The sequence below is a fragment of the Salinimicrobium gaetbulicola genome, assembly GCF_042676025.1.
Taxonomy (GTDB): domain Bacteria; phylum Bacteroidota; class Bacteroidia; order Flavobacteriales; family Flavobacteriaceae; genus Salinimicrobium; species Salinimicrobium gaetbulicola.
Genome location: NZ_JBHTJP010000035.1, coordinates 33,341 through 58,823 on the forward strand (window position 1 = coordinate 33,341; position 25,483 = coordinate 58,823).

Consider the following 25,483-nt stretch of genomic DNA (forward strand, 5'->3'; position numbering starts at 1 on the left):
CTCCCCTCAAATATTAAATATCTCCTTTGAATTCTCTGTTGTCACCCGGGCCACTTCTTCTGGTGAAACCTCATAAATTTCAGCTACTCTATTAAGCACCTGCACTATATACAAACTCTCATTCCTTTTACCACGGTAAGGTACAGGCGCCAGGTAAGGCGCGTCAGTTTCCAGCACGATCTCCTTTAGCGGGATCTCTTTTAAAAATTTATCAATTTTACCATTTTTGAAGGTTACAACTCCCCCAATTCCCAGTTTCATATTATAGGACAGCGCTTGTTTAGCCTGTTCTAAACTTCCGGTAAAACAATGGAATATCCCGAAGAGATCTTCACCTTTTTCGGACTCCAGCACTTCGAAAACCTCATCAAAAGCGTCCCGACAATGTATTACTATGGGCAACTTATACTTTTTAGCCAGTCTTATCTGGTGACGGAAAGCTTCCTGCTGAATACCCAGGGTTGATTTATCCCAGTAAAGATCGATCCCGGTTTCCCCAACTGCATAAAACTTCTTTTCGGAAAGTTCCTTTTCCACAAAAGCGAGCTCCTCCTTAAAGTTATCCTTTACGTGCGTAGGATGCAAACCGGCCATTAAAAATATATTTTCCGGAAAGGCTTTTTCAAGCTCATGCATAGACTCGGCATATGCTGAGTCGATCGCAGGAATAAAGAATCGCTTCACATTGGCATCAATGGCCCGCCTGATCATCTCTTTACGGTCTTCATCAAATGCTTCGCTATATAAATGGGTATGAGTATCTGTAATTATCATGATTGCAAAAATAATTTATTTTATACACCTATCTTTGTCAAAAAGAAAAGAATGTCGTCTCTGAAAAAGTTTTTAAAAGAAAAAGGGTACAAGAAAATACCACTCACATATACTGCCACTCAACACCTGGAAGTCAAAGCCAAGATCAATCAAATTGAGGGAACTTTCATTCTCGACACCGGAGCTTCCAGTTCGTGCGTGGGCTTCGATGCGGTTTCCTATTTCAAACTCCTGGCCGAGGATAGCGATGTGAAAGCAGCGGGAGCCGGAGGCACGAATATGATGACACAGATCGCGCAAAAGAACATCATCGAGATCAAAGGCTGGAAAAAGAAAAAAGTTGACCTTGTCCTGTTCGACCTGCAGCACGTTAATGACGCTCTTGTAAAACACAAAGCTGAAAAGGTGCAGGGGATCATTGGAGCAGATATTCTTAAAAAAGGCAAAGCCATCATTGATTATAAATCAATGAACCTCTTCCTGAAATAAAGTTTTCTTAAAAGCTGTTTTTAGCCTGTGTATTTTATCGGGTTTTTACGTACCTTGTAGGTAACCCAAAAAATCATATGCTATGAATTTATTTGACCACGACCATCACATCCCAATTTTGCCGGCCATTTTAGCTGTCGCGATTATTTTAGTGATCCTACTGAACATTTACATGCTCATCCAGGGAATCTAACTATAATACTTAAAAGCAAAAAAGGCAACGATTTGAAACCGTTGCCTTTTTTTTTATTCTGATCATTGAATGACTACAATTCCAATGCTCGTTTTACATCGTTATCCATCAACAGTTCTTCAGGGTTTTCAAGCGCCTCTTTTACAGCTACAAGGAACCCAACAGATTCTCTTCCGTCAATGATTCGGTGGTCATAAGATAACGCAACATACATGATAGGACGAATTTCCACATGACCGTCAATTGCCACAGGTCTGTCTACGATGTTGTGCATTCCCAGGATACCACTCTGAGGAGGATTGATGATCGGAGTGGACAACATAGATCCAAATACTCCCCCGTTAGAAATGGTAAAAGTACCTCCTGTCATTTCATCAACCGTGATCTGTCCGTCACGGGCACGTATGGCCAATCTCTTAACCTCAGCTTCTACCCCGCGGAAGCTCATATTCTCCACATTACGCATCACCGGAACCATTAATCCTTTTGGACCTGATACGGCAATACTAATGTCTTTAAAATCATATTTGATCTGGTAATCTCCATCGATCATAGAATTCACATCTGGATACATATCCAGAGCTCTTACAACTGCGAGTGTAAAGAACGACATGAATCCTAAGCTCACACCGTGCTTATCCTTGAACTCTTCCTTATACTGCTTACGCAAAGAATAGATCGCGCTCATGTCAACCTCATTGAAAGTGGTCAACATCGCTGTCTGGTTCTTAGCCTCTACAAGACGCTCGGCAACTTTTCTGCGAAGCATGGACATTTTCTTGCGGCTTTCACCACGAGAACCTTTACCCGGAGTACCCATAGAAGGCTGAGCTTTCACAGCATCCTCTTTAGTTACTCTTCCGTCTCGACCGGTTCCGGAAACAGACTTTGCATCCATTCCTTTTTCGTCAAGGATCTTCTTTGCAGCTGGAGACGGGCTTCCCGTAGCATAAGTCTCCTCTTTTTTAGGAGCTTCTTTGGATTCTTCTTTTGCAGGCGCTTCTTCTTTTGAAGACTCTTCTTTAGTCTCCTTTGCTTCAGAAGACTTTTCTCCACCTCCCGGTTTCGGCGCATCTGTATCGATCAAACATACCACTTCTCCTACAGCAACGGCATCCCCTTCTTCTGCTTTAAGGGTTATGATCCCACTTGCTTCAGCAGGAAGCTCAAGGGTTGCCTTGTCGCTATCCACTTCGGCGATCGCCTGATCTTTTTCAACATAATCTCCGTCTTCAACCAACCATTGAGCGATTTCAACTTCGGTGATGGATTCTCCCGGAGAAGGGACTTTCATTTCTAAAGCCATGATCTTTTGTTTTTATTGTTTCCGGTACTGGACCGGGGAATTTTAGTTATTTACTTTTTATAATGGACTATCTGAACTCTTATCGAATACGGCAGCGATCACTCTTTCATGACGCTTCTTGAACCTTACAGAACTACCTGCCGCAGGGGAACCATAGAATTTCCTGCTGCATACCCTGAAGTTCTTGGATTCTTCAAAATGAAGCAACAAGTGACTATATGCCCCCATGTTTCTTGGCTCTTCCTGAGCCCAAACTATATCGTCTGCATTTTTATATTTCTCCATCACCTTTTTCATTTGGTCTGCAGGTAACGGGAATAATTGTTCAATTCTAACCAGCGCAACATCATCACGATTTTCCTCTTCCTTACGCTCTAAAAGGTCGTAATAGAATTTACCGGTACAAAATACCAAAGATGTAACTTTTTCTGCTGAAGCGGAATCATCATCCAATAAAGGCTGGAACGTTCCGTTCGCGAATTCTTCCTTAGTAGAAACCACTTTTGGATGTCTCAGCAAACTCTTCGGAGTGAAGACGATCAAGGGTTTTCTATAATTCACCTTCATTTGTCTTCTCAATAAATGGAACATGTTGGCAGGCGTGGTAACATCTGCTACAAACATATTATCCTTAGCGCATAACTGAAGGTATCTCTCCATTCTTGCGGAAGAATGCTCTGCACCCTGACCTTCATATCCGTGAGGCAACAACATCACCAACCCGTTTTGAAGCTTCCATTTATCTTCGGCTGCAGAAATATACTGGTCGATCATGATCTGGGCTCCGTTACTAAAGTCCCCGAACTGCGCCTCCCAAATGGTCAGTGATTTAGGACTTGCCATGGCATATCCATAATCAAAACCAACCACTCCATACTCTGAAAGCAGGGAGTTATAGATCTGGAAGTCTCCTTCAGATCCATTTATATTATTAAGAAGAATCACTTCTTCTTCACTGTCTTCTACTTTTACAACAGCATGCCTGTGAGAGAAAGTCCCACGTTCCACATCCTGTCCGCTCATTCTCACAAAATACCCTTCCTTAAGAAGTGTTCCGTAAGCCAGTAATTCAGCCATGGCCCAGTCTAAGCTATTGGCATCAAAGAACATCTTATGACGTTGATCGATGAGCTTCTGGATCTTGCGAAGGAACTTTTTATCTTCCGGAAGTTTTGTAATTACATCAGCCACTTCGGTCAACATGTCCATTGGCACGGTCGTGTCAACCTCCTCCATCATTTTGGTTTCGTCTACGTTATCGAAACCTTCCCATTCATCCTGCATGAAAGGAGTGATCCTTGTTGTTTCCTCTTTTCGGGAATCTTCAAGATTTTCTTCCAGTTTGGCCTTATATTCCTCTTCGAGCTTAGCTACATGGTCTTCACCTATAATGCCCTGCTCCTTTAACTTTTCAGCATAGATGTCACGCGGATTCTTATGCGCGCTGATTGCCTTATATAATTTAGGCTGGGTGAACCTTGGCTCATCCCCTTCGTTGTGCCCGTACTTTCTATATCCTAAAAGGTCAATAAACACATCCCTTCCAAAGGTCATTCTGAAATCTAACGCGAACAATACTGCATGCACTACGGCTTCGGCATCATCGGCATTTACGTGAAGTACCGGTGATAATGTCACTTTCGCCACATCTGTACAATACGTAGAAGAACGTCCATCCAGATAATTGGTAGTAAACCCTACCTGGTTGTTCACTACTATATGCACAGTACCTCCGGTTTTATAACCATCAAGTTGCGCCATCTGCACGATCTCGTAAACAAGACCCTGGCCTGAGATCGCCGCATCTCCATGTACAATAATTGGAAGTACATTTTGAATGTTGTCTTTATAGTGACGATCCTGTTTTCCACGTGCAATACCTTCCACCACAGCGCCTACTGTTTCCAGGTGCGATGGGTTTGGAGCGATATTGATATTTATCTCTTTTCCGTGGTCTGTTTGCCTGCAGGATGTCCATCCAAGGTGGTATTTAACGTCCCCGTCAAAAATGTCCTGCTCGTAATCTTTTCCGTCAAATTCACTAAAGATATCCTTGGCGCTTTTTCCGAAGATATTGGTAAGCGTACTAAGACGTCCGCGGTGAGCCATCCCCATCACGAAATCCTTAACTCCAAGATCGGCGGCTTTTTCAATAAGCGCGTCTAAAGCAGGAATAAGGCTTTCCCCTCCCTCAAGAGAGAAACGCTTTTGACCTACGTATTTGGTATGAAGGAAGCTCTCGAAAGAAACCGCCTCATTTAATTTTTTAAGAATGTGCTTTTTCTCCTCAGCATCAAAGTTCGGCTGATTCTCATTGATGTTCAGCTTATTCTGGATCCATTGGATCTCTTCAGGCTTTCGAATGTACATGTATTCGATCCCGATCGAGTCACAATAAACTTTCTCAAGATGAACTATGATCCCTCTTAAGGTAGTAGGCCCTATTCCAAGGATCTCACCGGCATTGAAAGTGGTATCAAGATCACTTTCCTCAAGTCCGAAATTCTGAATATCTAATGTAGGCCTGTATTTTCTTCTGGCGCGAACCGGGTTGGTTTTGGTAAAAAGGTGGCCGCGGGTTCGATATCCGTCTATCAACTTCACAACCTGGAACTCTTTTATAACCGGCTCGGGGATATCAATGGCTTCCCCGTTTTGAGGAAGTTCAAATACGGCCTGGCCGTTAGAAGAACTTTCCATCCCAAAATCAAAGCCTTGGAAAAAAGCCCTCCAGCTTGGTTCTACACTATCGGGATACTGTAAATACTGATCATATAATTCAGCAAAATATGCTGTATGTGCGGCATTTAAAAATGAAAATTTATCCATAAGGTGAAACTCCTGTTTCTTTTTTTTAAAACTTTACAAAAGTACAATTTTTCAAATGACAGGCCGATGCATTTCCTATATTTATCCTCTAACTTAGAGTTTTTTTAACAAGATGAACATACGTATTTTCAAGAAAAAGCAGATTTTCTTTTCAATAATAATAGCCTTATGCACTCATTCTTACTCGATTGCACAGTCCTCAAGCGGGACAGACGGGTCCGATTTTTTTGAACACGTTCGTTTCGGCGGAAGTCTAGGTGCCAGTTTCACCAATGACGGCTACGGAATATTTTTAGCACCAAAAGCTATTTATGACTTCAACCAATTCACCTCTGCGGGAGTTGGTCTTGCCGGATCTTATACAAGTGTTGATGATTTTTCTGCCTCCTCTTTCTCCGGAAGTCTGATAGGGCTACTTAGACCTGTTAAAAATATTCAGCTTTCGGCCGAATTCGAAGAGAACTATGTATCTAAAAACTGGGAACTGGAAGGCGCTAACAGGAAAGATTCTTACTGGTATCCCGCCCTTTTTCTGGGATTAGGCTACACCGCCGGACCTGTAACAGCAGGAATTAGGTATGATATTTTGTATGATGACACTAAAAGTATTTACGGAAGTGCCCTAATGCCTTTCATAAGTGTCTATTTCTAGACATCTCTGTTCATTAGGTTTTCTCCAAATTTTCTCAGCATAGATTTTTTATCCTCCTCGATATCCAGGTCATTTAAAACCTGAAATGCCTTGTGAGTGTATTTCTCGATCTCCAGACGGGTTTGCTCGGCTGCACCGCTGCTTTCAAAAAGAGCTTTTACGGTCTCCACTTTTGCCCGGGAATCTGGAGGATTAATAGAATACAAATGCCCCAACTGGATCGCCGTTTCTTCAGCGTTTAAGGATGTAAGGTATAAGAAGGTCTTTTTGTTCTCAATAATATCGCCCCCCACTTGCTTTCCGAAGGTTTCAGGATCCCCAAAAGCGTCAAGATAATCATCCTGTAACTGGAAAGCGATACCCAGAAGTCGGCCGAATTCATAGATCTTCTTCTTGTTATCTTGTGAAGTATTGGCTACAATCGCACCCATTTTAAGAGAAGCTCCCACCAGCACTGCAGTTTTGTATTCGATCATCTTCATGTATTCGGGAATACTCACATCATCACGGGTCTCAAAATCTATATCATATTGCTGTCCTTCACACACCTCGATGGCTGTTTTAGAGAAAAGCTGGGCAAGTTCCCTGAAAGTAGAACCTTCATAGTTTTCGAATAATTGGTAAGCTCTTATCAGCATGGCATCCCCAGAAAGTATACCGGTGTTAAGATCCCACTTTTCATGCACAGTTTTTTTTCCTCGCCTTAGAGGAGCATCGTCCATAATATCATCATGGACTAAAGAGAAATTGTGGAAGATCTCGATCGCAAGCGCAGCATCCAGCGCTTTCTTATGATCACTTCCAAAGATCTCTGCAGCCATAAGCACCAAAACCGGACGCACCCGCTTTCCTCCCAGTCCCAAAATATAAACCATGGGATCGTAAAGATTTTCCGGCTCTTTGGTTTTTACTTTCTCTGAAAGATAGGCGACAAATTCTTCCCTGTATTGGTCAATGGCGTGCATAAAATAGATTTTCGGCTAAAATACCAAAACAGGAATAAATTTCCCTCTTAATCAGTTTACTCTTATCAGAAAAAAACTACGGAAACTTGAATTGTATTGAAAGTTTCCTTTTGTATATTTGCGCGCCCAAAAATCTGAAAAATCATGAAGGAGAAAATTTTAAACAAAGCTGCTGAAAAGTTTCTCAATTTGGGAGTAAAAAGTGTGACTATGGATGAGATCGCCGGGGACCTGGGGATGTCTAAAAAGACCATCTATGCACATTTCTCGACCAAGACCAAACTGGTAGAAGCCACCGCTCTTCACGTATTTCAGAAGATCTCTGAAGGAATTCAGGCCATCAGGGAAGAAAAGAACGATCCCATTGAAGAGATGTACGAGATCAAGAACTTTGCCTGTACCCACTTACGCAATGAGCGCTCTTCCCCACAATTTCAGCTAAAAAAATATTACCCTAAGATCTTTGAAACCATTCGCACTAAACAGCAGCAGGTCATGGAAGCACAGATCAAGCAGAACCTGGAACGGGGAATGGCTGCGGGAATATACCGAAAAGACCTGCCATTATCTTTTACCAGCAGGATCTACTTCGTGGGCTTGTTGGGAATAAAGGACCTGGATCTGTTTCCGGAAGGAGATTACACCACGGCCGAGCTTATTGAAAAACACCTGGAATACCACTTAAGAGCCATCGTTACCGATAAGGGACGGGCCAAATTGAATAAACTTTTAAACACGAACAGTTAAATGAAAAGGATCAGCATTTTCCTTATCGCCTTCGTTTGCATGAGCCTTACAGCTCAAACGCCACGGGACACCACAGCACTTTCCCTTTCTCTGAAAGAGGCGCTGGCTATGGGAATGGAAAACAATTACAACTCTGTAAAGTCTGAAAAGGAGGTTGAGATTGCGCTTAAACAGAAATGGGAGATCATTTCACAAGGTTTACCGCAAATAAACGGGAACGTAGATTATCAAAATTTCCTGAAGCAACCGGTAACCCTAATTCCCGGGGAGATCGCAGATGGCGACCCAGGAACTTTCGTACCTGTAAGGTTTGGAACCAAGCAAAACCTCAACGCTACTGCCACCTGGTCACAGCTTATTTTTGACGGCTCTTATATTGTAGGAGTACAATCTGCCAGAACCCTGCTGCAGATCTCCAAAAATGCCAAAGTGAAGACCGATCTTGAAGTACGTAAAGCTATTATTAATGCCTACGGAAATGTCCTGTTGGCTGAAGAAAGCGTGGAGATTTTAAAAAGCAATCTTTCTACTGTTGAGAAGAATCTGAATGACACCCAGAAGATCTTTGAAAACGGCCTGGCAGAAGAGGAAGATGTGGAACAATTGAAGATAACACGTATTGGGCTTGAAAATAACCTCAACCGAAGCATTCGCATGAAAGACATTTCTTATCAAATGCTGAACATGGCACTGGGAATGCCGGTAGACACTAAAATAGTTCTAACAGAGGATCTGGATGCTCTTGCTATGCGCTTCCTCGACCTCGAGTTATTGGAAAAATCCATACCTGTAGAGGAAAACATCGATGTGCGTATCGCTCAAAATACAGCCGAAGCCGCTAACATCTTTGTACGCCTTGAAAAGGCCAAAGCCCTGCCAAGCCTCACCGGATTCTTAAATTATGGAGCAGCAGGATACAGTGATGATTTCAGTTTTTTTGAGGACGATCAAAAGTATTATTCTCAATCTATACTTGGGGTAAGTATGAACATCCCCATTTTCAGCAGTGGGATGCGAAGTTCAAGAACTCAGCAAAAGGAACTGGAATTTGAACAGGCCCTTTTAGACCTGGAACAGACCAGAAATCAGATTCGACTTGAAATTGAATCTGCCCGATCAAATTATAAGTTCAGTATCGAGAATTATCAGGCGCAGCAGGAAAACCTGGCACTTGCTCAGAGAATTGAAAACAAGAATCAAATCAAATTCTTTGAAGGTCTTGCCAGTAGTTTTGAACTAAGCGAGGCACAAAGACAGCTCTACGTAGCTCAGCAAAATTTACTGCAGTCGATGTTGGAAGTGATCACTTCAAAGGTTGAACTTGAAAATAAATTAAGCACTCAAACTTATCCCGAAGAGGAGTAAAAAAAGAATATTAAAACATCTAATTGTTTAGAAAATGAAGAAAATAAGTCTTGTAATGTTTAGCCTGTTGGCACTTTCCTCTTGCGGAAATTCTGAAAAATCTGTTGAAGAGATCATTGAGGGGGAGAATATTTCAGAAATAAGAGCTAAAAAAGCAGAATTGAGTGCGCAACAAAGTGAGCTAAGCTCTAAGATCGCCAATCTTGATGCTGCTATCCAAAGATTGGATAAAAACAAACAGTTCACCCTTGTGGAAACCATGGTGGTAAAAGACACCCTTTTCAAACATTATGTTGAAATTCCCGGAGATGTGGAGACTGACGAGAATATCACAATTTATCCTGAATTTTCAGGCGTCCTGACGCAGATGCTGGTTAATGAAGGAGACCGTGTTCAAAAAGGACAGGTTCTGGCAAGAATCGATGACGGTGGTTTAGGAAGTCAGCTGGCGCAACTGGAAACTCAGGAAGCGCTCGCAAAGACCACTTTTGAAAGAAAAAAAAGATTGTGGGAGCAGAACATTGGTTCTGAGATACAGTATTTGGAAGCCAAAGCCAATTTTGAAGCGGTTCAAAATTCAGTGAACCAGTTACAGGCTCAGCTGGCAAAAACGGTTGTGAGAGCACCTTTTAGCGGGGTGATCGACGAGAAGTTTTCTGAAAAAGGCGAGGTGGTTGCACCGGGACAAAGCAGGTTGTTCAGGTTGATCAATCTTTCTAACATGTATATTACCGCTGCCGTGCCCGAATCATACCTCGGAAAGATCCAAAAAGGGACAGATGTGATGATCGAGATCGCGGCGACGGGGACCGAATTCAAAAGTAAGATCGCACAGGTAGGAAACTTCATCAATCCGAACAACAGAACCTTTGAGATCAAGGTGGCCGTGCCGGCAGATAAGGAACAGGTAAAACCTAATCTTATCGCCACTGTAAAACTAAACGATTACAGTGCCGAAAACGCGATCACCATTCCTGAAAGTGTGATCCAGAAGAATGCGGCAGGTGAGAACGTAGCATATGTTTACAACCCAACCACCGACAGTACCGGGGTGGCCGAAAAAAGGATTTTAGAGACCGGTCTTATTTATAATGAGAAAGTGGAGATCCTTTCCGGAGTAAAAACAGGAGAGATCCTTATTACCGAGGGAGCAAAGAATGTTCAGGAAGGTGAGAAAGTAAGCATAAAAGACTAAAAACAGGCAGTCTTTTCGAAACAGAGAAACAACAGCATGAAAATAGAAAACGACTTTAAATTATCCTCCTGGGCCATTGACAACAAGATGACGGTGTACGTTATCATCGCCATCATTATGATAGGCGGATTGATGTCCTATTACAGTATGCCTAGGGAATCCTTCCCGGAGATCGTGGAGACCAAGATCTACGTAAGTTCGATCAATCCGGGGAACTCGGCAGAGGATATTGAAAAATTCATCACAGAACCCCTCGAAGAGGAGTTTAATAATATTGGAGGAGTCAACGAGATCACCTCCACCACCCTTCAGGATTACTCGTTGATTATCGTTCAGTTTGACGAGGATATTTCGGTTGATGCAGCCAAGCAAAAGGTAAAAGACAAGGTAGACCAGGAAAAAGCGGCTACCACCTGGCCAACTATGGATAATGGCGCAAAGGTTGAACCCAATGTGTTTGACCTGAATCTTTCCGAAGAAATGCCCATCTTGAATGTGAATCTTACAGGAGATTTCCCAGTGCAGCAGTTGAAGGAATATGCCGAATACCTGCAGGACAAAATAGAATTACTACCACAGATAAAGGAAGCTTCGATTCGCGGAGCTGAAGAAATGGAAGTGGAGATCGCGGTTGACGTGCATAAAATGACAGCTTCAAAAGTGAGTTTTGGAGACATTATCAGCGCGGTGAGCATGGAGAACCAGACCATTTCTGGAGGAAACGTAATTACCGGAGGGGTTCAAAAGAACATCCGTATTCTGGGTGAGATCGAAGACCCCAAGGAACTGGAAAATATCATTGTAAAACGCGAAGAAGGAAATGTCTTCCTGAGAGATATCGCAGACGTAAAATTCCAGGAGAAAGAGCCTACCACATATGCCCGCGAATATGGGAAACCGGTGGTGATGCTGGATATTAAAAAGCGCAGCGGAAAGAACATGATCGAGGCGATAGATGACATCAAAGCTATCATCAAAAAAGAACAGGAAACTTCGTTGCCGGACGGACTTACAATTACCTATTCCAACGACCAGTCGACCACTACCCAGAATATGGTAGATGACCTTGTGAATAACATCATTTTTGGGGTGATCCTTGTGGTATTGGTACTGATGTTCTTCCTTGGCTTCCGCAACGCGTTGTTCGTTGGTTTTGCCATCCCGCTTTCCATGTTCCTTTCTTTCATCATCCTTTCCAGTTTAGGTTTCACCCTGAATACCATGGTACTTTTCGCCCTGGTTATGGGACTTGGGATGCTGGTAGATAACGGGATCGTGGTAGTAGAGAACGTTTACAGTCTCATGGATCAGGGGATGCCCCGTCTGAAAGCAGCGAAACAAGGGGTTGGCGAGATCGCATGGCCTATCATTGCTTCCACGGCGACCACCCTTGCGGCGTTTTTTCCGCTTGGGCTTTGGCCAGGAACCATCGGGAAATTCATGATCTACTTCCCTATTACTTTATCGATAGTACTTGGTTCGTCACTTTTTGTGGCCCTGATCATCAACTCCATGTTGACCTCGCAGTTCATGAAGACAGAAGAAAAGGAATTCACCAGGAAAAAACTGATCAGGTTAAGTGCCATTTTAGGAGGTACAGGTTTGATCCTTGTGATCGCCGGATTCATACTGAATATGGGAGCATTCAGAGGAATTGGGAATTTGGCAATTCTGATTGCCATCTTACTCTGGGCATATAAATATTTCCTGAGTTCCTGGGTAGATTTCTTCCAGTTCAGGGCACTAAAGAAACTGGAAACAAAATACGAGGATACACTTCGTTTCTCTTTGGAAGGAAAGAAGGCCTATTTGGTCTTCTTCGGAACAGTTTTAATGCTGATCATTTCCTTCGTATTGGTTGGAATTGTAAAGCCTACGGTGCTTTTCTTTCCCGAAAACCAACCGAACCAGATCATAACTTATATCGAATATCCTGAAGGTACCGACATTCGCAAAACGAATGAACTTACCAAAAAGGTAGAGGACCGAATCTATAAGGCTATTGAAAAATACGAAGATGAGGACGGCTATAACTATATGGTAGAATCGGCTATCTCACAGGTAGGCCAGGGTGCCGGAAACCCGCAGACAGACGGTGGACAGCAGAATGAAATGCCTCATAAAGCGAAAGTCACTCTCTCGATGAGGGAGTTCAAAAAGCGTCGTGGTGTGAAAAGTAGCCACGTGCTTTCCGAGATAAGGGATGCAGTCCAAGGATTCCCCGGAGCATCTATTATTGTTGAGAAAGATGCCGCCGGACCTCCAACAGGATACCCCATCAACCTGGAGTTAAGAGGTGAAGATTACGGTGAAATGCTTATTGAGGCTGAAAAACTGAGAGAATACATCAACGAAATGAATATTCCGGGAATCGAGGAATTGAACATTGATGTAAATAAATCCAAACCAGAACTGAATGTTACGGTTGATCGCGTAAAGGCGGGTCAGCTGGGAGTATCTTCTGCTTCTGTGGGGCAAACCCTGAGAAGAGCCATTTATGGAGAAGAGATCTCAACTTTCAAGGACGGAGATGAAGATTACGAGATCAACGTGAGATTCAATGAAGATTTCAGGTATAACGAAAACGCGCTTTTCAACCAGCCTATTACCTTTAAGAATCAGAATACAGGTGAGATCGTACAGGTTCCTATTTCATCTGTAACAAAGAAAGATCTTAACTCGGCTTTCAGTTCCATTAAGAGAAAAGATCTAAAAAGGGTTATTACTATTTATTCTAACGTACTTGAGGGTTATAACGGAAATGCCATTGTTGAGCAGTTACAGAGTGAACTTCAGAATTATGAACTACCGGATGATGTGAACCTTCAATTCACAGGGGAGCAAGAGGAACAGCAGGAGAACATGGCGTTTTTACTTAGGGCCTTACTAATTGGCCTGGGTGCAATTCTATTGATCCTGGTAGCCCAGTTCAACTCAATACCAAAACCCTTGATCATTTTAATGGCAGTTTTCTTGAGTTTAGCAGGGGTCTTCTTCGGAATGGTGGTCTTCCAGATGGATTTTATCATAATCATGACCATGATGGGAATTATCTCCCTGGCGGGAATTGTGGTAAACAATGCCATCGTACTGGTAGACTACACCCAGATCTTAATTGACCGCAAAAAGTTGTCATTAGGACTGGATGACCATGATGTGCTGACAAAAGAACAGTATTTTGAAATGATCGTAGCCGGAGGTAAATCCAGGTTGCGTCCTGTGCTTCTAACTGCCATTACGACAGTTTTAGGCCTCATTCCACTGGCGATAGGGTTAAACATTGACTTTTTTACACTTTTCACAGATTATGACCCGCAGGTCTATATTGGAGGGGATAACGTGATCTTTTGGGGACCACTGGCCTGGACGGTGATCTTCGGATTGATCTTTGCCACCTTCCTAACCCTAGTGGTAGTGCCGGCTATGCTCTATATGGTTAACCGATGGAGAGTGAGAATTCACGAAAAAAGAAATAAATAAGCATTATATATTTTCAATAATATTTGAAACCTCCGGCCTTTAACCGGAGGTTTTCTTTTTATTCCGGAGTCTGGCAAAGAGTTTGCGCTTTATTAGTCGAAGTTCAATTATTTATTAATTAAAAATCAAAGAATGAACACGCTATTAACCATTGATGAACGAAACAAAGTTTTGCTGTCAATGGCCAAACTTGTAGAAAAGGAAAGAGAAAGTATTTTAAAAGCAAATAAGATCGACCTGGATGGTTATTCAGGAGACGATCTGGCCATGGAAGACCGACTAAAAGTCAACGATTCCAAAATTGAAGGTATGGTTGAGTCTTTGGAGCACCTTGCGTCACAGGAAGATCCTGTGGGCGTGGAACGCTTCAGCTTTAAACATGACAACGGGATGCAGGTATATAACAAGACCGCATCTTTTGGAACTGTCATGATCATATATGAATCCAGACCCGACGTAACTGTCGAAGCCGCAGGGATCGCCTTTAAATCAGGTAACAAGATCCTTCTTAAAGGAGGTAAAGAATCCCTAAATTCAAACCTAAGGATCGTAGAATTGTGGCACCAGGCTCTTAAGGAGAACAATGTCTCTACCGACTGGGTAGAATATCTTCAATATGACAGAAAGCAAACCCAGGAATTCCTGGCAAATCCAACCCAACCTGTAGATCTTATCGTGCCTCGAGGAGGGGAGCGATTGATCAAGTTCGTAAAAGAGAACTCTTCGGCACAGGTGATCGTGAGCGGACGAGGTAACAACTTCGTTTATGTTCACGACAAAGCAGATACAGATATCGCGATAAATGTGATCCTCAACGGGAAAACCGGGAAGATCTCAGCATGTAACGCGGTAGACAAAGTTTTGATCGATTCAAACCTTCCGAATAAAAAGGAATTTCTGAAAGAATTGACAGTCAAACTTAAAGAACACAACGTAGAACTTATTGCAGACAAGTCTCTGGAAGGAGAACTTCAGGAAGCAAGGCCTCTTAAAAGTGAGGACGAGTGGTATGAAGAATTCCTGGATTACAAAGCCCTTATTGGCGAAGTAGATTCAGTTCAGGAAGCCATTGAGAAGATTAATAAGTACTCAGGTGGACACTCGGCTTCTATTATCTCAAGAGATGATGAAGCTGCAAAACAATTTATGGAGACCGTAGATAATGCGGCGGTTTATCACAACGCATCTACGCGTTTCACAGATGGCGGGCAGTTAGGACTTGGTGGAGAGCTCGCTATTAGTACAGATAAACTACACCAGCGTGGGCCAATTGGCCTTCAGCATTTGGTAACCAATAAATGGTATATACACGGAAATGGACAAACAAGATAAGGATACACTAAATAAGATTTTAGAAACTAATAATATAGAAATGGACAAGCCTAAGCAGAAGAAGAGAATTTTATTAAAGTTAGGATCCAATACTCTTACAAGAGAAACAGACCAGATCTCCCGTGGGAAGATCGAAGATATAGGAAGACAGATCGCGGCACTTAAAGATGATTATGAGTTCGTGCTCATTAGTTCTGGTGCGGTAGCTGTTGCAAAACAATTCGTGAACCTGGAGAGAAGTGGAGAAAATATTGACGTGAAACAAGCGCTGGCTTCTATTGGACAACCTCACTTGATGAGAATTTTCCAGGAAAGCTTCAGGGAACTGGGGTTATTGACCTCTCAGATCTTGCTCTCTCCAAATGATTTTGGAAGGGAAGATTCCAAAAAGAACATCATTAATACAATGAATGTTTTACTTGAGAATGATTATATCCCGATCATTAATGAGAATGATACTTCTTCAACTGAGGCGATCCAGTTTGGAGATAACGATAACCTGGCGGCACAGACCGCAGCTTTACTGGATGTAGACCTTTTCATCATTGCGACCAATACGCATGGGGTTTACAAGAAAGGATCCATCAGCGCCGATACTCCTGAGACCATCCGCAAGGTGAATGACCTGGACGAGTTGAAGAAAGAGGTAATGAGCGATACCAAATCTGCTCATGGTACCGGTGGTATGGAGTCAAAAGTTTCAGCTGCCGAGATCACTCAAAAAGCGAAAATTGAGACGTGGATCGTAAATGGTCTTGATGAGAATTTTATTCTGAATGCTATTAATGACGAGGTGCATTTCACCAAGATCCACCATTAGTCGATAGCGATTATATAATTGAACATGAAAAATCCGGAGAGCGATCTCCGGATTTTTTTGTTTTATTTCTTCGGAAGGCATTCCATTAAGGAGCTTCTTTAAAAACTTCAGAATTATTTTTGACTGCAATTCCGCAGAATCCGCTCAGTTCTTCTTATTTTTGCAACTTCGAAAATCAGGAAATTATGTACAGAAGTCACAGCTGTGGTGAATTAAGAATAGAAGATATAAATCAGGAAGTTACCCTTTCGGGATGGGTGCAAAAACTGCGCGATAAAGGATTCATGATGTGGGTCGATCTTAGAGACCGTTATGGAGTAACGCAGTTGATCTTTGATGAGGAGCGCACACCGAAAGAAATGATGGAAAAAGCCTCAAAACTAGGGCGTGAATTCGTAATCCAGGTAAAAGGTACGGTGATAGAAAGGGTTTCAAAGAATCCTAATATGCCTACCGGAGACGTGGAGATCCTTGTTTCTGAATTGACTATTCTGAATGCTGCGGAATTGCCTCCGTTCACCATCGAAGATGAGACCGATGGTGGGGAAGACTTAAGAATGAAGTACCGCTATCTTGATATTCGCAGAAATCCTGTGAAGAACAAACTTATCTTCCGAAGCAAAGTAGCCATGGAAGTGAGAAAATTTCTTTCTGAAAAAGGCTTTATTGAGGTGGAGACTCCGGTACTTATCAAGTCTACCCCTGAAGGTGCACGTGATTTCGTGGTACCAAGCCGTATGAATGAAGGACAGTTCTATGCCTTGCCGCAATCCCCTCAAACATTCAAACAGTTATTGATGGTTGGCGGAATGGATAAATATTTTCAGATCGTAAAGTGTTTCAGGGACGAAGACCTTCGTGCCGACAGGCAGCCTGAATTCACGCAGATTGACTGTGAAATGGCATTCGTGGAACAGGAAGATATTTTGAACATTTTTGAAGACTTCACCCGTCATCTTATTAAAGAGGTAAAAGGAGTGGATGTTACAGAATTCCCTCGCATGACCTATGCAGAAGCCATGCAAAAGTATGGTAACGACAAGCCTGATATAAGGTTTGGAATGGAGTTCGGGGAATTGAAGGACCTTGCAAAAAATAAAGGATTCAATGTATTCGATCAGCAGGAGCTGGTAGTTGGGATCTCGGTTCCGGGAGCTGCAGGCTTCACCCGCAAAGAGATCGACAAATTGATTGATTGGGTGAAACGCCCTCAGATCGGTGCCAACGGACTGGTTTGGGTAAAATACAATGAAGACGGAAGCCTAAAATCTTCTGTTGACAAGTTCTATTCTGAAGCAGACCTGAAAGAATGGGCTGAAAGAACCGGGGCAAAAGCCGGTGATCTGATCCTGGTGATGGCCGGCGAAACAGACAAGACCAGAACTCAGTTGAGTGCGCTGCGTATGCACTTAGGAAATGAAATGGGCTTAAGAAAGTCTGACGAGTTTGCTCCGCTATGGGTAGTAGATTTTCCACTTTTAGAGTGGGATGAAGATACTAAGCGCTACCATGCCATGCACCACCCGTTCACCTCTCCAAAACCGGAAGATATTGATCTTCTGGATACAGATCCGGGGAAAGTGAGAGCGAACGCCTATGATCTTGTTCTTAACGGAAACGAGATAGGAGGAGGTTCCATCAGGATCCACGACAAGAATACCCAGGCGATGATGTTCCGTCATTTAGGGTTCACCCCTGAAGAGGCCAAAGCACAGTTCGGTTTCTTAATGGACGCTTTCCAGTATGGAGCACCACCGCACGGAGGGATCGCATTCGGGTTTGACCGATTGGTTGCGATCCTTGGAGGTCAGGAAACTATCAGGGATTATATCGCTTTCCCGAAGAACAATTCAGGTAGAGACGTAATGATAGATGCTCCTGCAAAAATCGATGAAGAGCAACTTAAAGAACTAAGCTTAAAACTAACTTCAGAATCATAAATTAAAAATCCTGCTTCGGCAGGATTTTTTGGTCATTTAAGAAGATGCCGGGGAAAAAGAGAAATCCGTTACTGCTTAGGTTCCTCATCTGGAGGACCAAGAACATGACGCAGCAGCAGTTCGTGATGTTGTTGAGCGCCCTCATTGGGCTTACGGCTGGGATAGGAGCGGTGGTGATCAAGAACCTCACTCACTTTATTCAGGAATTACTGGAGGGAAAGTTCATTAATTATTACCATCATGCCTTTTACTTTGTATTCCCTATTATCGGACTAACGCTCACCGCATTTATTATCAGGTACGTAATTAAAAGTCCGATAGGCCACGGTATTCCCTCTACCCTATATGCCATCTCGAAGAAGAAAGGTATTATGCGACCTTTACAAATGTATGCCTCGCTTATAACGGCGCCTATTACAGTAGGTTTTGGAGGATCTGTCGGTCTGGAGGGACCTACGGTTGCTACCGGGGCATCTTTGGGTTCGAACATTTCAAGGATGTTCAACATGAACCAGACCACCCGAACTTTATTGATTGGTTGTGCAGCGGCAGGAGCAATGTCCTCGATCTTTAAGGCTCCTATTGCTGCGATCATCTTTGCGATAGAAGTTTTTAGTCTTGACCTGACTATTGCATCCCTGCTTCCTTTACTTTTAGCTTCGGTTTCGGCCATCCTTACCTCCTATTTCTTTTTTGGATCGGGAACAGTTTTACCTTTTACACTTAAGGATAGTTTTGTGATAGCAGATGTACCTTACTACGTATTACTGGGTGTCATCGCGGCGCTCTGCTCAATCTATTTTACCAAGGTCTATTTTAAGATCAATGATCTTTTTAAAAATATTAACTCCAGGTTACACCGACTTCTGTTGGGAGGATCACTTTTAGGACTGCTCATTTATTTTATTCCTCCATTGTATGGGGAAGGTTATGACGTGATCAATAACCTGCTACAGGAAGATTACCTGAAAGCGATGGGGAATAACCCCTTTACAGCTTATATGGATAACTTCTGGATCGTGATAAGCCTTCTGGCCGGGCTTGTGATCTTTAAGATCGTTGCCACTTCCCTCACCTTTAACGCTGGTGGAGTTGGTGGGATTTTCGCACCTGTTTTGTTCATGGGAAGTACAATGGGCCATTGCGTCGCCCTTTTCCTTAACCACCTTAATATTCTGAAAAGTCCGCTTTCAGTAAGTAATTTTACCCTGGTAGGAATGGCCGGATTAATGGCCGGGGTGTTACAGGCGCCACTTACAGCTATTTTCCTCATTGCCGAACTCACTCACGGTTACGAATTGTTCGTGCCGTTAATGATCACGGCTGCCATTTCGTTTATGATCACCACACGTTTTCTGCCTCATTCTGTTTATACTATGGAACTGGCAGTACGCGGGGAGTTAATAACCCATAACAAAGATCACGCGGTACTTACCTTAATGGAGATCAACCAGGTCATTGAAAAGAATTTCATTCCTTTAAAACTTGGTATGACCCTTGGTGAAATAGTTTATAAAGGGGTGGTTAAATCTTCCAGAAACATATTTCCCGTGGTTGATAAGGACAATAATTTTATGGGTATCTTGCTGCTGGACGATATTCGGCCTGTCATGTTCGACAAAAACCTGTACGACACGGTTAAGATCGACGAACTTATGCAAAGCGCACCCGAAGTTATTGACCGGAACGCCGATGGCGTTAAAAGCATCATGAAAAAATTCCAGGACAGCGATGCCTGGAACCTACCAGTCGTAAGTCATGGCAAATACCAGGGCTTCGTTTCCAAATCAAAATTATTGACCGCTTATCGTAAAAAATTAATAGAAGTAACAGTTTAATTATGAATACTTTAATGAAAATAATCGGTATCCTGATCCTCCTGGCAATTGGAGTCGGATACTATTTTAGACTGAACGAAGATGTTCAAACAGGTGACCGCATTATAGGTATCGCAGTGCTTGCAAGTGCTTTCATACTTATGCCCATCTTCCTCTACCATAGATGGAAGGGGAAAAAATTAAAAGATTACACACTTTCAGATGAAAATTTGAAAAAAATGAAAGAGAGAAACAGGGACTAAATCTCAGAAAATAAAATTTTTAGAAATAAATAACACTTTCATTAACAACTGTTTCAAGAATTAGTCTATGTTTGTACTTTATTAATTATTATTTTTTTTACAATGGAAGGTACAGTTAAATTTTTCAATGAGTCTAAAGGTTACGGATTCATCACCAACGACGAAACAGGAAGAGACATCTTCGTACACGTTACCGGTTTAAACGGTGAGTCACTTAATGAAGGTGACAAAGTGGAGTATGTTGAAGAAGAAGGAAGAAAAGGAATGACCGCAGCTCAAGTGCGTGTTATCGGATAATATAAAGTTATTTGTATTTCAAACGTCCTGCCAGGCAGGACGTTTTTTTTTGCCTTTATTTTTCTTATCTAATCATAGTGAACTTCCTTCACACCTTCCAGCATCTCTGTTGTCATCCTGTCTAGGTCAAACTCATGCTTCCATCCCCAGTCCTCACGGGCACTGCTATCATCAATACTTGACGGCCATGAATCAGCGATCGCCTGCCTAAAGTCAGGAGCGTAATCGATCTCAAATTCAGGAATGTGTTTTTGAATTGCCTCAGCCAGAGTCTTAGGAGTAAAATTAAGAGCAGCGAGGTTATAAGAAGATCTTACTTTCACCTCTTCCGCAGGAGTTTCCATCAAAGAAATCGTAGCTCTAATCGCATCATCCATAAACATCATTGGAAGTTCGGTATCCTCTTTAAGGAAGGAGGTATATTTTTGATTTTTCAGGGCCTCATGATAGATCTCCACAGCATAGTCTGTAGTTCCACCTCCGGGAGGAGTCTTGTAACTGATCAAGCCGGGATAACGCACACTTCTTACATCTACCCCAAATTTGTTATGGTAGTATTCACACCAGCGCTCCCCGGCCTGCTTACTAATCCCGTATACCGTGCTTGGTTCCATGATCGTGGTTTGAGGGGTATCATGTTTTGGAGTGGTAGGTCCGAAGACCGCAATACTAGATGGCCAGAAGACCTTTGAAACTTTTTTATCCTTTGCCAGGTTCAACACATGAAATAGCGAATTCATGTTCAAGGCCCAGCCTTTCATTGGAAATTTTTCAGCAGTAGCGCTCAGCATGGCTGCCATCAAATAAACCTCATCGATCTCGTGTTGAATGACTAGGTCCTGAATTTGCTCAAAGTTAGTAGCATCGGCGATCTCAAAAGGTCCCGAAGCCATTAGCTCAGGGCTGCCCTCCCTAATATCGCTGGCAATTACGTTCTTATTGCCAACCTTTTCCCGCAAAGCCATAGTAAGTTCGGTTCCTATTTGCCCGCAAGCACCAATAATCAATATCTTTGAAGCCATAAAAATTCTGTTTTTGAGTTAAGCAAAGATATCTATTTCGAGAAAGATGAGAAACCACAGGTCCTAAATCCTTGCTGAAAGTCCCGATTTATTTTTTACTTCGGAAGCATTCATCAGAAACAGAAATTAAGGTGTAAACCCTATCTTTAAAAAATGAAAAAAATACTCTTTTTACTCTCCATATTGACACTGATCTCCTGCAAGGAAAATGTTCAGCAGAAAACGGAAACCACGGCTACAAACGGTTCTAAATTTTCAGATACCCTGAAAGTTACCACCAACCGAAAAGTCAACTTGTTGCCCGAAGCCAAAACTGAAGTGAGTCAATGGCTGGCCTATGTAACTGCTCAAAATGAGATCGAGTCGCTACGCACCAGCACCGGGCGTGATATTCTGGATACTTCCAACAGCATAATGCAGATAATGGAATCTCTTTCAACTTCAATTCCGGATAGTTTAAGAACTACGGCCGTTAATTCCCGGGCGAACGTTTTGCTAACAAAAGCGAAGATCCTGCATCAGCTGGCGAACAAAAAAGAGAAAAATGCCGATGAAATTTTTGAGGTCGCCAACGACCTGATCGTCGAATTCGACAATTTCAAATTACAGCTAAATGAGCTCTATTTAAAAAGTCCGGGAGATTTTGAACTGGAACTGGATGAAGAATTCGAAAAGGCAAAAGAAGAAGCCCTTGAAGCGGAACCCACGAGGGATTCATTAGATGAAGATGTAGATCCCAACGCCTTCAGGTAATCCCTTTTTAAACAACTCTATTTGAATAACCTTTCATCAAAAGGAAATTTTTCAACCGTAGAAATCTTGATCTTCTTAAAATCGGGGTGCTTGGGATTGATCAGGTAATTATGATCTCCAGGGACCACCGCCGAAGGGATCTTTAACAAACAAAATTCCTCTTTTCTCACAAAGTCATCCCCTACTCCCTGTGTATTGAGATCATAAGGAAACGCATTCCAGTTTTTAGAGAGTTCAGTTCTTTCTGCGACTGTAAACTTTACTTCGTCAGGGATCTCAATTTCTACCATTACAAAATCATCGGGCATGGTAGCCAGGGTAAGGTGCACGGCAACTTCGGCCATGGCCAGCGCCCTGCTCTCAGCGGTATAGATGATCTCGGTTCCACGGGAATTCCACCTGCCTCCTACCATGGCAGCTCCTTTCCCAGAAAGTTCTTCAGAATATTTTTTTCTTGACAACCGGTATACTTTCATTACGCGAAGATTCCCTGGTCAATATGGTGCAGTTCTTCTACCACCAGCTCCTTTCCGTAGGAATCTTTTAGCAACTCCTTCGGTTTCAGATTCCCCAATGCGTAGTTGGGAGTTTGCAGCCACAGGTAAAATTTTTCAGGCCCGAAAACTGAATTCCCCAGGGAAGTCACCTCAGCCAGTTCCAGAATCTTCTCAGAATGAATCGGCTTAAAAACGTGATTTTTGGAAGCCCTGTATCTCTGTAATGTCTTGGTAGAAATATTCAGGATCTCTGCCCACTCTTCTTCGGAAAATGGGGTTTTTTCCTGGATTAATTTAAACAGCCGGTAAGGAATGCCTTCGCGAATGGAATGTACAATGAGCATCCTGTTAGACAGGAATTCTTTGTAGGTGATCTCCCTATCACTAAGATTCAGGTGCTGGTCCTGCTCTACCTTTTTGAGATAGGTGCGCACCGCTTTATCAATTTTTAAATTGGCTTCCATAGCTTAGACATTTGTCTGTAAATTTACGACAAATGTCTTTAATAATTTAAATCTTATTGGAAAATAATCTATACAAGTATGAAAACGTAACATTTGGGCCCGAAAGTCGTCTTAGTAAAAAAGCTTTTCATGAGATCTTTCCGCTATATATTCACATTACTTCTATTTTCAATTATCAGTTTTACTGCTGAAGCACAGGAAATAAAAGCCCGGGTGCTGGACGCTGAAACTAAGGAGCCGATACAATACGCGAACGTGCTTTTTGGTGAACACCACGGTGTAGTAACCAATGACGAAGGATACTTCAGTTTTACTACCGGAAAACTTCCGAAGTCCATCAAGATCTCTTCTTTGGGTTATGATGCTCAGGAATTGGATCCCAATGAAGTTCAGAATAAGACCATTCTATTAAAACCTTCCACCATCGAACTTGGAGAGGTCTTTCTCTCCAACAAAACGTTAACTCCAAGTGAGATCCTAGAAAAAGTAAAGGATGAAGTTCCCAACAATTACGATTTAGGCCTTGGTCAAAAAAGAGTCTTTTTGAGACAATCTTATTTCACCAACATAAAAAAGTTCAAAATGGAGGTAGATGAATCCACTATCCCTGGGATTGATCAAAACCTGATGGACCGCATCACTGCCGAAATGCCAAAATTCACCGACTCTTACCGGGAGGTGTTGGGAGATCTTTACGGAAATTACGACAATCAGAAATTTAAAATCGTAAAAGCGGCGAATCTATATAATCCAGAAAACTCCCAGTCTCTGGAACAGCTCACAGATCACCTGGAAGAAGCCTTCAGAAAGAATCTGAAAAAGGGATCTTTCCTTAAGATCCGATCTGGGATCATTGGAGTGAAAGTTGACGAAGAGGAATTGGAAGAAAGCATGGCCGATCTGGAAAAAGAGAAAAAGGAAAAGACCCCTGAAGAAATTGCAGAAAGCAATGCCAAAAATCAGAAGTACCTCAAGGAGAACGCTACCCAAACTATCAACTCCTTGCTGGGAAACATCTTCTGGAAAAAGGACATTGATTTCGATCTTTTTGAAAAGACCCGTAAGTATGAACTTACGCTGGAAGGCTACCTGCGGATGGGAGAAAATACTGTTTACGTGATCAATTTTGAACCTAAACGCGGTGCAGATTACAAAGGGAAGATCTATGTAAACACCCTGGATTACGGGGTACATCGATTGGATTTTGAAAATGTAAAACCGCTGAGCAAGTTCAAATTATTTGGAATTAGCACTTCAAAGGATGTGCATAAAGGTAAAATGATCTTTACCCGCAACGAGCAGGGCAAATACAGCATTAATTACCTGGAACAGGAAAAAGGCGAAACTGTAGGCCTGGACCGGCCGCTAACAATTATTGAAAAGAACCGTCATGTACCGGGCCGTAACAAGCAGAACGAACTCGACCTGGACCTTGATTTCAGGGTTGGAGAAGTAGAAAAAGTGCAGCTGGTTGTATATGAGGACCGACCCCTTGACAAAACCGATTACGAAAAACTCAAAGTGAAGGACGATTTTGAATATCAAAAGTTCAAGACCTATAATGCAGATTTCTGGGCCGGGTATAATATTATTGAACCCAATGCTGCTATCCGGAAATTCAGTGCTTTGGAAAAAGAATAAGGCCTTTGGTTTCTTCGGAAAGCAATACCTGAAAATTGTATCTTGGGCTAAATTTTTTAACCCATGAAAAAACTACTTTTTTTAAGCCTGCTCCTGCTTTCAACTTTGGGAGTCAAGGCACAATCTGATACTAAGGAAAAGATCAACACGGTGTTGGAAAACTGGCATGATGCGGCCAGCCGTGCCGATTATGACGACTACTTCAACATTATGGCCGATGAATCTACTTTCATAGGGACAGATCCTACAGAAAACTGGGAAAAAGGAGAATTCGCTGAATGGTCTAAGCCTTATTTTGACAAAGGCAAAGCCTGGAGTTTTTCTACTTTAGAAAGAAATATTTTTCTAAAACAGGACTGCGAGATCGCCTGGTTCGATGAACTTTTGGAAACCCACATGGGAATTTGCCGCGGCTCTGGCGTTATGACTTATGAGGAAGGGGAATGGAAGGTTAAACATTATGTGCTTTCCATTGAGATCCCGAATGAAAATGTTGACGAGATCACCCTTATCAAAAAAGATTTTGACACCAGGCTGATGGAAAAGCTAAAAAAATAGTCCTTTCGGGACGGTTTTTGATGCTTCGGCTTCCGAAGAAATTTAACGACTTTAACATATATACTTAACTTCAATTTTATCATC

Annotated in this window: 22 protein-coding genes; 15 read left to right on the forward strand and 7 right to left on the reverse strand. The window is 42.4% G+C overall.

The annotated features are described in order from the left end of the window. Window positions 1–6: 6 nt before the first annotated feature. The gene (locus ACFQ1G_RS09455; RefSeq protein WP_380738948.1) at window positions 7–774 is read right to left on the reverse strand and encodes a TatD family hydrolase; all 768 of its coding nucleotides are present in this window, start codon (window positions 772–774) and stop codon (window positions 7–9) included. Window positions 775–825: 51 nt separating this feature from the next. Between ACFQ1G_RS09455 and ACFQ1G_RS09460 the strand changes: the two genes are divergently transcribed. Then, window positions 826–1,263 carry a retropepsin-like aspartic protease gene (locus tag ACFQ1G_RS09460; RefSeq protein WP_380738950.1) on the forward strand — a complete coding sequence of 146 codons (438 nt, stop codon included), beginning with the start codon at window positions 826–828 and terminating at the stop codon, window positions 1,261–1,263. A gap of 266 nt (window positions 1,264–1,529) precedes the next feature. Here the strand turns inward: ACFQ1G_RS09460 and odhB are convergent, their stop codons facing one another. Continuing rightward, window positions 1,530–2,762 (reverse strand): 2-oxoglutarate dehydrogenase complex dihydrolipoyllysine-residue succinyltransferase, encoded by a 1,233-nt coding sequence (odhB, locus tag ACFQ1G_RS09465; protein ID WP_380738953.1) that lies wholly within the window; start codon window positions 2,760–2,762, stop codon window positions 1,530–1,532. Window positions 2,763–2,819: 57 nt separating this feature from the next. After that, window positions 2,820–5,591, reverse strand: coding sequence for a 2-oxoglutarate dehydrogenase E1 component (locus ACFQ1G_RS09470; protein WP_380738955.1), 2,772 nt, complete (start codon window positions 5,589–5,591; stop codon window positions 2,820–2,822). A 112-nt stretch (window positions 5,592–5,703) separates the two neighbouring features. On the opposite strand from ACFQ1G_RS09470, the gene ACFQ1G_RS09475 reads away from it, so the two are divergent. Continuing rightward, window positions 5,704–6,243, forward strand: a complete 540-nt coding sequence (locus tag ACFQ1G_RS09475) for an alpha-ketoglutarate decarboxylase (protein WP_380738957.1) — start codon at window positions 5,704–5,706, stop codon at window positions 6,241–6,243. Here the strand turns inward: ACFQ1G_RS09475 and ACFQ1G_RS09480 are convergent. Further along, complete coding sequence (locus ACFQ1G_RS09480) at window positions 6,240–7,208, reverse strand: polyprenyl synthetase family protein (protein WP_380738959.1); 969 nt, start codon at window positions 7,206–7,208, stop codon at window positions 6,240–6,242. The genes ACFQ1G_RS09475 and ACFQ1G_RS09480 overlap by 4 nt on opposite strands. A 144-nt stretch (window positions 7,209–7,352) precedes the next feature. Here ACFQ1G_RS09480 and ACFQ1G_RS09485 point away from each other — a divergent pair, with 144 nt between their 5' ends. The 10 genes from ACFQ1G_RS09485 (at window position 7,353) to ACFQ1G_RS09530 (ending at window position 20,464) form a co-directional block, all read left to right on the forward strand. Beyond that, complete coding sequence (locus ACFQ1G_RS09485; RefSeq protein ID WP_380738961.1) at window positions 7,353–7,955, forward strand: TetR/AcrR family transcriptional regulator; 603 nt, start codon at window positions 7,353–7,355, stop codon at window positions 7,953–7,955. After that, the gene (locus ACFQ1G_RS09490) at window positions 7,956–9,320 is read left to right on the forward strand and encodes a TolC family protein (protein ID WP_380738963.1); all 1,365 of its coding nucleotides are present in this window, start codon (window positions 7,956–7,958) and stop codon (window positions 9,318–9,320) included. Between the two features lie 34 nt (window positions 9,321–9,354). Beyond that, on the forward strand, window positions 9,355–10,515 hold the full coding sequence (locus tag ACFQ1G_RS09495) for an efflux RND transporter periplasmic adaptor subunit (RefSeq protein ID WP_380738965.1): 1,161 nt from the start codon (window positions 9,355–9,357) through the stop codon (window positions 10,513–10,515). 36 nt (window positions 10,516–10,551) lie between these two features. Then, a complete protein-coding gene (locus ACFQ1G_RS09500) occupies window positions 10,552–13,995 on the forward strand; it encodes an efflux RND transporter permease subunit (RefSeq protein WP_380738967.1) in 3,444 nt (1,147 codons plus the stop codon). 132 nt (window positions 13,996–14,127) lie between these two features. Further along, complete coding sequence (locus ACFQ1G_RS09505) at window positions 14,128–15,327, forward strand: glutamate-5-semialdehyde dehydrogenase (RefSeq protein WP_380738970.1); 1,200 nt, start codon at window positions 14,128–14,130, stop codon at window positions 15,325–15,327. A gap of 40 nt (window positions 15,328–15,367) precedes the next feature. Continuing rightward, window positions 15,368–16,147: a glutamate 5-kinase gene (gene proB / locus ACFQ1G_RS09510; RefSeq protein WP_380738972.1), complete on the forward strand. Its 780-nt coding sequence runs from the start codon at window positions 15,368–15,370 to the stop codon at window positions 16,145–16,147. 185 nt (window positions 16,148–16,332) lie between these two features. After that, on the forward strand, window positions 16,333–18,087 hold the full coding sequence (gene aspS, locus ACFQ1G_RS09515) for an aspartate--tRNA ligase (RefSeq protein WP_380738974.1): 1,755 nt from the start codon (window positions 16,333–16,335) through the stop codon (window positions 18,085–18,087). 44 nt (window positions 18,088–18,131) lie between these two features. Then, the gene (locus ACFQ1G_RS09520) at window positions 18,132–19,925 is read left to right on the forward strand and encodes a chloride channel protein (RefSeq protein WP_380738976.1); all 1,794 of its coding nucleotides are present in this window, start codon (window positions 18,132–18,134) and stop codon (window positions 19,923–19,925) included. Between the two features lie 2 nt (window positions 19,926–19,927). Next, window positions 19,928–20,167, forward strand: a complete 240-nt coding sequence (locus ACFQ1G_RS09525; RefSeq protein ID WP_380738978.1) for a hypothetical protein — start codon at window positions 19,928–19,930, stop codon at window positions 20,165–20,167. Window positions 20,168–20,269: 102 nt separating this feature from the next. Continuing rightward, window positions 20,270–20,464, forward strand: a complete 195-nt coding sequence (locus ACFQ1G_RS09530; protein WP_380738980.1) for a cold-shock protein — start codon at window positions 20,270–20,272, stop codon at window positions 20,462–20,464. A 68-nt stretch (window positions 20,465–20,532) separates the two neighbouring features. Here the strand turns inward: ACFQ1G_RS09530 and ACFQ1G_RS09535 are convergent, their stop codons facing one another. After that, window positions 20,533–21,486: an NAD-dependent epimerase/dehydratase family protein gene (locus tag ACFQ1G_RS09535; protein WP_380738982.1), complete on the reverse strand. Its 954-nt coding sequence runs from the start codon at window positions 21,484–21,486 to the stop codon at window positions 20,533–20,535. Window positions 21,487–21,639: 153 nt separating this feature from the next. Here ACFQ1G_RS09535 and ACFQ1G_RS09540 point away from each other — a divergent pair, with 153 nt between their 5' ends. Continuing rightward, window positions 21,640–22,239, forward strand: coding sequence for a hypothetical protein (locus tag ACFQ1G_RS09540; protein ID WP_380738984.1), 600 nt, complete (start codon window positions 21,640–21,642; stop codon window positions 22,237–22,239). A 17-nt stretch (window positions 22,240–22,256) separates the two neighbouring features. Here ACFQ1G_RS09540 and ACFQ1G_RS09545 read toward each other — a convergent pair whose 3' ends face one another. Together ACFQ1G_RS09545 and parS are read right to left on the reverse strand one after the other, a co-directional pair. Beyond that, on the reverse strand, window positions 22,257–22,715 hold the full coding sequence (locus ACFQ1G_RS09545; RefSeq protein WP_380738986.1) for an RES family NAD+ phosphorylase: 459 nt from the start codon (window positions 22,713–22,715) through the stop codon (window positions 22,257–22,259). Beyond that, window positions 22,715–23,200 carry a type II RES/Xre toxin-antitoxin system antitoxin gene (gene parS, locus ACFQ1G_RS09550; RefSeq protein ID WP_380738988.1) on the reverse strand — a complete coding sequence of 162 codons (486 nt, stop codon included), beginning with the start codon at window positions 23,198–23,200 and terminating at the stop codon, window positions 22,715–22,717. The genes ACFQ1G_RS09545 and parS overlap by 1 nt, the downstream gene beginning before the upstream one ends. Window positions 23,201–23,329: 129 nt before the next feature. Here parS and ACFQ1G_RS09555 point away from each other — a divergent pair, with 129 nt between their 5' ends. Beyond that, window positions 23,330–24,841, forward strand: a complete 1,512-nt coding sequence (locus tag ACFQ1G_RS09555) for a carboxypeptidase-like regulatory domain-containing protein (RefSeq protein WP_380738990.1) — start codon at window positions 23,330–23,332, stop codon at window positions 24,839–24,841. A 63-nt stretch (window positions 24,842–24,904) separates the two neighbouring features. Next, window positions 24,905–25,399 carry a nuclear transport factor 2 family protein gene (locus ACFQ1G_RS09560; protein ID WP_380738992.1) on the forward strand — a complete coding sequence of 165 codons (495 nt, stop codon included), beginning with the start codon at window positions 24,905–24,907 and terminating at the stop codon, window positions 25,397–25,399. The last annotated feature ends 84 nt before the right edge of the window (window positions 25,400–25,483 follow it).